6 protein-coding genes are annotated in these 7580 nt (G+C 71.7%); 1 reads left to right on the top strand and 5 read right to left on the bottom strand.

Annotated features, from left to right (window positions below; translation table 11 throughout):
- Positions 1 to 17: 17 nt before the first annotated feature.
- From JFN87_RS04160 to JFN87_RS04150, 3 genes are all read right to left on the bottom strand, one after another.
- The gene (locus JFN87_RS04160; protein WP_372449173.1) at positions 18 to 554 is read right to left on the bottom strand and encodes a hypothetical protein; all 537 of its coding nucleotides are present in this window, start codon (positions 552 to 554) and stop codon (positions 18 to 20) included.
- Positions 555 to 609: 55 nt separating this feature from the next.
- Positions 610 to 1824 (bottom strand): cyclic dehypoxanthinyl futalosine synthase, encoded by a 1215-nt coding sequence (gene mqnC, locus JFN87_RS04155; RefSeq protein WP_209338470.1) that lies wholly within the window; start codon positions 1822 to 1824, stop codon positions 610 to 612.
- Positions 1825 to 1963: 139 nt separating this feature from the next.
- On the bottom strand, positions 1964 to 2848 hold the full coding sequence (locus JFN87_RS04150; protein ID WP_209338483.1) for a menaquinone biosynthetic enzyme MqnA/MqnD family protein: 885 nt from the start codon (positions 2846 to 2848) through the stop codon (positions 1964 to 1966).
- Positions 2849 to 3327: 479 nt separating this feature from the next.
- Here JFN87_RS04150 and JFN87_RS04145 point away from each other — a divergent pair, with 479 nt between their 5' ends.
- Positions 3328 to 3531 carry a cold-shock protein gene (locus JFN87_RS04145; RefSeq protein ID WP_003967102.1) on the top strand — a complete coding sequence of 68 codons (204 nt, stop codon included), beginning with the start codon at positions 3328 to 3330 and terminating at the stop codon, positions 3529 to 3531.
- 113 nt (positions 3532 to 3644) lie between these two features.
- Here the strand turns inward: JFN87_RS04145 and JFN87_RS04140 are convergent, their stop codons facing one another.
- Both JFN87_RS04140 and JFN87_RS04135 read right to left on the bottom strand, forming a co-directional pair.
- Positions 3645 to 5561 (bottom strand): AMP-dependent synthetase/ligase, encoded by a 1917-nt coding sequence (locus JFN87_RS04140; protein WP_209338469.1) that lies wholly within the window; start codon positions 5559 to 5561, stop codon positions 3645 to 3647.
- Positions 5562 to 5853: 292 nt separating this feature from the next.
- Entirely contained in the window at positions 5854 to 7197 is a 1344-nt protein-coding gene (locus tag JFN87_RS04135; protein ID WP_209338468.1) for a dicarboxylate/amino acid:cation symporter, read from the bottom strand.
- Between the last annotated feature and the right edge of the window lie 383 nt (positions 7198 to 7580).

The following is a 7580-nucleotide window of genomic DNA, read 5'->3' as shown; positions in this document are numbered from 1 at the left end:
CCCCGGCCGCGCCCCGCTCAGGCGCGCCGGTGGACGAGGCGGCCCGCGAGCACCGTCACGACGCAGTCGCCGTCGGCGTCGAACACCGCGAAGTCGGCGTGGCCGCCCGCCACCACGTCGGCGGGGCGGTCCCGCAGGCCGGCCCGGGAGACCGCCGCCGCGACCTGCGGGCGCGAGAAGGGGCCGGCGATCGCCGTGACCCCGCGCGCGAGCAGCCGCCGCACGCCCCGGCGCGCGCTGGCGCCCCAGCGTGCGTCCGTCATGGGGACGGACGTGACGGGCAGGGGTTCGGTGCCGAGGGCGTCCGCCTCGCGCGGGTCGGGCCAGTAGACCGTCTCCAGCAGGGCGGCGCCGTCGGCCGCGTACCGTCCGGGCTCGAGAACGCCGTCCCAGGCACGCACGCGCGCGCCGAGCGCCCCGTACGTCCGGGAGATTTCCTCGTACGGGCCAAGGGCCGCGAGCTGTCCGCCGTCGGCCACGACCGCGAGGCCGTGGGTGACGGGCCCGTCAGGTCCGGTACGCAGCCCGCCGCCCGGGTGGTGGATCGTCAGCACCGCCGTCCCCACTCCCCGACAAGCCCGTCCCCGTCCCCGGCCGGTCCCCGCCTCCTCAGTGGGCGTCGAGGAGCTTGAGCTCCGGGTGCGCCGTGCCGCCCGCGATCGCCGTGGAGGAGATGTGCGAGACGACGCGGTCGTCGACCGGGTCGTTCGCCGGGTCGTCGTGGACGACGAGGTGCTCGTAGGTGGTGGCCCGCTGCGCCGGCACGCGGCCCGCCTTGCGGATCAGGTCGATGATCTCCATGCGGTTGGAGCGGTGCTTCGCGCCGGCCGAGGAGACGACGTTCTCCTCCAGCATGATCGAGCCCAGGTCGTCGGCGCCGTAGTGCAGGGAGAGCTGGCCGACCTCCTTGCCCGTCGTCAGCCAGGAGCCCTGGATGTGGGCGACGTTGTCGAGGAAGAGGCGCGCGATGGCGATCATCCGCAGGTACTCGAAGAGGGTGGCCTGCGTCTGGCCCTTCAGGTGGTTGTTCTCCGGCTGGTAGGTGTACGGGATGAAGGCGCGGAAGCCGCCCGTGCGGTCCTGCACGTCGCGGATCATCCGCAGGTGCTCGATCCGCTCGGCGTTGGTCTCGCCCGTGCCCATCAGCATGGTCGACGTCGACTCGACGCCGAGGCGGTGGGCCGTCTCCATGATCTCCAGCCAGCGCTCGCCCGACTCCTTCAGCGGGGCGATCGCCTTGCGCGGCCGCTCCGGCAGGAGCTCGGCGCCCGCGCCTGCGAACGAGTCGAGGCCGGCGGCGTGGATGCGGCGGATGGCCTCCTCGGCACAGACGCCGGAGATCCTGGCCATGTGCTCGACCTCGGACGCGCCGAGGGAGTGGATGACCAGCTGCGGGAACTCCTTCTTGATGGCGGCGAACGCCTCTTCGTAGTACTCGACGCCGTAGTCGGGGTGGTGGCCGCCCTGGAACATGATCTGGGTGCCGCCCAGTTCGACGGTCTCCGCGCAGCGGCGCAGGATGTCGTCGAGGTCGCGGCTCCAGCCCTTGTCCGTGTCCTTGGGGGCCGCGTAGAAGGCGCAGAACTTGCACGCCGTCACGCACACGTTGGTGTAGTTGATGTTGCGCTCGATGATGTACGTGGCGATGTGCTCGGTGCCCGCGTACCGGCGGCGGCGCACGGCGTCGGCCGCGGCGCCCAGCGCGTGCAGGGGCGCGTCGCGGTAGAGGACGACGGCCTCCTCCGGCGTGATGCGGCCCCCGGCGGCGGCGCGGTCCAGGGTCCCGGCGATGTCAACGGACGGACGGTCGGCCTTCTCGGTCACCGGAACGGGTCCTTCCATACGGGGTGAGACAACCGCTTCAGCCTACGCCTCCCGCGGTGGCCCGCAGGGGGCGACCACGGGAGGCGAGTCTTACCGCGGGAGGCGAGTCCTGCCGAAGGACGCGGCGCCCGCCGCACGCTCAGTGGCCGAGGATCCGCACGTCCACGTCGGCGGGGAACCCGCTCGTGGGGCCGGTGCGCCGGGCGAACTCCCTGACGCCCTCCATCTGGCGCGGCCCGAAGCGGAAGTCCAGCGTCGTGAAGTACTCCTCGAGCAGCGGGGCGTCGAACGACTCCCAGCGCGCCGCCTGCTCGGCGACCTTGGTGACCTCTTCGAGGGAGAGGTCGCGGGAGGCCAGGAACGCCTTGTGCACCTGGTGCACGGTCTCCGGCTCGCGCGCCAGGTACTCCTTGCGGGCCGCCCACACGGCGAAGACGAACGGGAGGCCCGTCCACTCCTTCCACATCGCCCCCAGGTCGTGGACCTGGAGCCCGAGGCGGGGCGCGTCGTGCAGCGAGGCGCGCAGGGCGGCGTCGCCGATCAGGACGCCCGCGGGCGCCTCCTGCATCATCAGGCCCAGGTCGGGCGCGCACCGGAAGTACTCGGGGTGCACGCCGTGCGCCTCGGAGAGCAGCAGCTCGGCGAGGCGCACCGACGTGCGGGAGGTGGAGCCGAGGGCGACGCGCTCGCCGTCGAGCCGGTCGAGCGGCACCTGCGAGACGATCACGCACGACATGACGTCACCGTCGCAGCCGACGGCCACGTCGGGGAACGCGACGAGTTCGTCGGCGTTGCGGAGGAATTCGAGGAGGCTGATCGGGGCGATGTCCAGCTCGCCGCGGACGAGCTGGTCGTTCAGCTTGTCCGGGGTGTCCTTCGTGAGCTCCAGATCGAGCAGGGTCCCGGTCCGCGCGAGCCCCCAGTACAGGGGCAGGCAGTTGAGGAACTGGATGTGGCCGACGCGCGGCCGGATTCGGCGGTGGCCGGCCCCGGCTGCCGAAGCGGAATCCTGGGCCGGCGTGATTTCTTCTGGAGTGTCCACATCGTGAGGCTAAACCCGGAGTCCCGGCGGCCACGACGCGGGGAGCGGCGTCCGTGGCGCCGGGCACGGGCCGTCGCGCCGGAGCCGTCACCCCCGGATCGCGAACGTCGGTGACGCCGAGGTCACGCTTCCGGACCGGGCCGGCGTTCCGGTGCCCGCCCCGGTGTCCGCCCTGGTGTCGGCGCCGTCCTGGCCGTGCCCGGCGAGCGGCCGGGGTGGGGCGGGGGTCTGACACCCGTCAGCAGGTCGTGGCGGTGTCAGGCGTCCGGGTGACCTCCGCGAACGGATGATCTTTGCCTCTACCGCCACGCGGACGGCCCGTGCTAGGCTCGCCGCAAGTTGCAGTTTGGTTTCCCTTGCAGTACAGAGCCTGCGGAGCATGTGACCCCGCAGGCTTTTGTAGTTTTCAGACTTCATCGCAGGTTCTGGAGCAGGGCAACCCTTTGGCCCAAGGAGGGCTTATGGCTACCGGAACCGTCAAGTGGTTCAACGCTGAAAAGGGCTTCGGCTTCATCGCCCAGGACGGCGGCGGCCCGGATGTCTTCGTCCACTACTCCGCGATCAACGCGTCCGGGTTCCGCTCCCTCGAGGAGAACCAGGTCGTGAACTTCGACGTCACCCAGGGTCCGAAGGGCCCGCAGGCGGAGAACGTCACCCCGGCCTAGTTGCCCGGGTCGGCGATCGCGCACGACTTAAGCAGTACCAAGGGGCCCCACCCCGCCGCGTGAAAGCGGTGGGACGGGGCCCCTGCCTTTTGCCCTGGGCCCGGGTTCCGGGGTTAGTGCTCGTACAGCTTCGCTATCGACTCCGCGTAGTCCTTCGTTATCTCGGCGCGGCGCAGCTTGAGCGACGGCGTCAGGTAGCCGTTGGCCTCGGTGAAGTCGTTGTCCAGGACCAGGAAGCGGCGGATCGACTCCGCCCGGGAGACCAGCCGGTTCGCCTCGTCCACCGCGCGCTGCAGGACGCCGCGCAGGACGTCGTCCTCGGCCTCCCCTTGTGCGGTTTCCGCCTGCTTCGCGCGCATGGCACGCCAGTGCGAGAGGCCATCGGGGTCGAGGGTGATCAGCGCCGTGACGTACGGGCGGTTGTCGCCGGTGACCAGGCACTGGCTGATCAGCGGGTGCGCGCGCAGCCAGTCCTCCAGCGGCGCGGGCGCGACGGTCTTGCCGCCCGTCGTGATGATCACGTCCTTCTTGCGGCCGGTGATCGTCAGGTAGCCGTCGTCGTCCAGCTCGCCCAGGTCGCCCGTCGCGAACCAGCCGCCGTTCCCCGTCGCGGGGACGGGCTCCGAGCGCTCCATGTCCCAGTAGCCGGTGAAGACGTGCCCGCCGCGCAGCAGCACCTCCCCGTCGTCGGCGACACGGACCGCCGTGCCCGGCATGGGCAGGCCGACGGTGCCCATACGCGGCCGGCGCGGCGGCGTGCAGGTGGCGGCCGCCGTGGTCTCGGTGAGGCCGTAGCCCTCGAAGACCTCGATGCCGACGCCCGCGTAGAACGAGGCGAGCCTGCGGCCGAGGGGCGAGCCGCCGCAGATCGCGTGCCTCACCCGGCCGCCGAGCGCCGCGCGTATGCGGCGGTACACGAGCGGGTCGTAGAGCGCCCTCGCCGCCCGCAGCGCGGCGGAAGGGCCCGGGCCCGTGCCGTGCTCGGCCGCCTCCAGCGCCTCGCCGTAGCGGCGGGCGATGCGCGCGGCCCGGTCGAAGGACGAGGCGCGGCCCATGCGCTCGGCCCTGGCGCGCGCCGTGTTGTAGACCTTCTCCAGCACGTAGGGGATGGCCAGCAGGAACGTGGGCCGGAACCCCGCGAGGTCGCCGAGCAGCGCACTGGTCTCGACGGACGGCGCGTGGCCGAGGCGCACGCGCGCCCGCAGGCACGCGACGGCGACCATCCGGCCGAATATGTGGCTCAGCGGCAGGAACAGCAGGATCGACGGCGGGGCCTTGCTGACGGACGTGAAGACCGGGTACAGCAGCTCGACGGCGTTGTCGACCTCGGCGAAGAAGTTGCCGTGGGTGAGGGCGCAGCCCTTGGGGCGCCCGGTGGTGCCCGAGGTGTAGCAGAGGGTGGCGAGGCTGTCGGGGGACAGCGCGGCGCGGCGCTCGGCGAGCACGTCGGGGCCGACGCCCGCGCCGGCCTCGCGCAGCCGGTCGATGCCGCCGGCCGCCAGCTCCCACACGTGGGCGAGGTGCGAGATCCGCATGCGCTCCTGCCGTACGAGGGAGGCTTGCTCGGCGTCCTCGACGACGCAGGCGACGGCGCCGGAGTCCTGGAGGATCCAGCGCGTCTGGTACGCGGACGACGTCGGGTAGACGGGCACGGGCACCAGGCCGGCGGCCCAGGCCGCGAAGTCGAGCAGCGTCCACTCGTAGGTCGTACGGGCCATGATCGCGATCCGGTCGCCGGGCAGCAGCCCCTCGGCGACGAAGCCGCGCGCGACGGCGCCGACGTCCTCGGCGAACGCGGCGGCGGTCACGTCGCCCCAGCCGCCGTCGGGCAGCTTGCGGCTGATGACGACGGCGCCCGGCGCCTGGCGGGCGTTCTCGTAGGGGATGTCGGCGAGCGAGCCGCCGCGCACGGGCGCGGCGAGCGGCGGCGCCGTGACCTCCCTGACGACCCCGTCGAGCGTGACGACCTGGGGCGCGGGCACGGCGGGCGACGGCGCAGGCGCTTGCGCCCCGTATGCGGCGGTGGACACGGGCGGCTCCTGGGAGTACGGCGTCCCTGAGGGACGCTCAGGGGCCGATCCGCTCGGCCCGTGGCCATTATGCGGAAGCCGCCGGTCCCCGGCACCGGGTCCGCCCACATCGGAACGAGGCGCCCGATCTGGGCGCCCGCACCGGGGGTCCGCACCGGCCGCCGACCGGAACGGGACGGACCGCCCGCGCGGGTGGCCGAAAACCGCCGCGGGCCTCCCCTTCCCGCTCGGGAGGGAGAGGCCCGCGAAGGTGTGGGCCGAGGTACGGAGGCGTGGCCGGGTGCCCTGAGTGTCAGGCCGCGACCTGGAGCTCCTTCTCGCGGCTCACCTCGTCGGCCTCGTCGATCGGCGACGCCGTCGCCGCGTCGAACGCCTCGCGGTCCAGGATGTTCTCGCGGGAGGCGACGATGATCGGGGCGACGATCTGCCCGGCCACGTTGGTGGCCGTGCGCATCATGTCCAGGATCGGGTCGATCGCCAGCAGCAGCCCGACGCCCTCAAGGGGCAGTCCGAGCGTCGACAGGGTGAGCGTCAGCATGACCGTCGCGCCGGTGAGCCCGGCCGTCGCGGCGGAGCCGATGACGGAGACGAACGCGATGAGGATGTAGTCCTGCACGCCGAGGTGCACGTTGAAGATCTGCGCCACGAAGATCGCCGCGATCGCCGGGTAGATCGAGGCGCAGCCGTCCATCTTCGTCGTCGAGCCGAACGGCACGGCGAACGACGTGTACGTCTTGGGCACGCCGAGACGCTCGGCCGACCTCTGCGTCACGGGCATGGTGCCCACGGACGAGCGGGAGACGAACGCGAGCTGGATGGCCGGCCAGGCGCCCTTGAAGAACTGGAGCGGGTTGACCTTGGCGACCGTGGCGAGCAGCAGCGGGTAGACGCCGAAGAGCACCAGCGCGCAGCCCACGTAGACGTCCGCGGTGAACGTGGCGTACTTGCCGATGAGGTTCCAGCCGTAGTCGGAGATGGCGTAGCCGATCAGCCCGACGGTGCCGAGCGGGGCGAGCCTGATGACCCACCACAGCGCCTTCTGCAGCAGTTCGAGCACGGTCTCGCTGAGGGTGAGGACCGGCTTGGCGCGCTCGCCGAGCTTCAGGACGGCGATGCCGGCGACGGCCGCCATGAACACGATCTGCAGGACGTTGAGTTCGCTGAACGGCGTGATGACGTCCGTGGGGATGATGCCGGTCAGGAAGTCGATCCAGGAGCCGGAGTGCTCCGGCAGCTTGCCGTCCTTCGGCGTGAGGTCGGTGCCCGCGCCGGGGTTGGTGATCAGGCCGATCGCGAGGCCGATGGCCACGGCGATCAAGGACATGGCCATGAACCAGAGCAGGGTGCGGGTGGCGAGCCTGGCCGCGTTGTTGACCTTGCGGAGGTTGGTGATCGACACCAGGATCGCGAAGAAGACGAGCGGCCCGACGGCAAGCTTCAGCAGCTGCACGAAGAGGCTGCCGACCTTGTCGAGCGTGGTGGTGAGCCAGCTGATGTCCTGGCTGCGGGCGAGCCAGCCGAGCAGGGCCCCGAGGACGAGACCCGCGACGATCTGCGCCCAGAACGGGACCTTGGGTATGGACCGGCTCCGGGGTCCTGCGGGGCCGGCGGAACCGGCGGTGGTGTTCGCGGACACGAACGCACTCCTGACGTGGCGTGGATGGGAAGGGTGGGGCCGGCAGCCACGCACAAGGGAGCGCGCTCGGACCCGCGAGGCCGGGGCCCGTGAGGTGACGGGCCGATGGCGTTGGCGGGAGGGGGCGCGGAGGGAGCCGCTGTGCGGGCGCGGGGCCGGACGGTGGTTCAGACCGAACGGCAACAGACCGCGGACATGCAGCGGCAGAGATCGACATGCCGACGCGACACGAGCGGGATGCTCATGTCATGTTCAAGGCGCACGGATCTCTTCATGCCCGCCAGTTAACACGGTGGCTTTGAGATACTCAAAGCCATTCTTTCAGCCAAGTTGGCGCAGGGCATGACAACGCCCCCGCTCCCCACAGCAGTTGGGGAAACGGA

It is taken from the genome of Streptomyces montanisoli (assembly GCF_017813245.1).
GTDB lineage: Bacteria > Actinomycetota > Actinomycetes > Streptomycetales > Streptomycetaceae > Streptomyces > Streptomyces montanisoli.
Note: the sequence above shows the minus strand (reverse complement) of the source record. Positions and strands in the feature narration are given on the sequence as shown.